At 63.9% G+C, this 255-nt stretch carries 1 protein-coding gene; it reads right to left on the bottom strand.

Features of this window, described 5'->3' with window-relative positions; genetic code table 11:
- On the bottom strand, positions 1 to 238 hold a 238-nt coding region (locus NLU14_RS22470; protein ID WP_476738663.1), incomplete at its 3' end, for a type 1 glutamine amidotransferase family protein.
- Positions 239 to 255 lie beyond the last annotated feature (17 nt).

The following is a 255-nucleotide window of genomic DNA, read 5'->3' as shown; positions in this document are numbered from 1 at the left end:
CCACATGGGCCGGATCCTGCGCGTCCAGATAATAGCTATGCAGGAAGTAGAAGCCCCTCGACGCATCGACCCGATCGAACAACGAGGCTCGCGGCGCGATCGCGATATCGTTCCAACCCATATGGGGCAGCTTGGGCGCAGCGCTGAGCAGGCTGGTGTCGATCTTGCGAACGCGGCCGGGAATCCAGCCCAGGCCAGGCAGCTGGCCCTCCTCGCTCCCGTCGGCGAGCAAATGCATGCCGACGCAAATCCCCA

The organism is Marinobacter iranensis (genome assembly GCF_029207565.1).
GTDB classification, from domain to species: domain Bacteria; phylum Pseudomonadota; class Gammaproteobacteria; order Pseudomonadales; family Oleiphilaceae; genus Marinobacter; species Marinobacter iranensis.
Note: the sequence above shows the minus strand (reverse complement) of the source record. Positions and strands in the feature narration are given on the sequence as shown.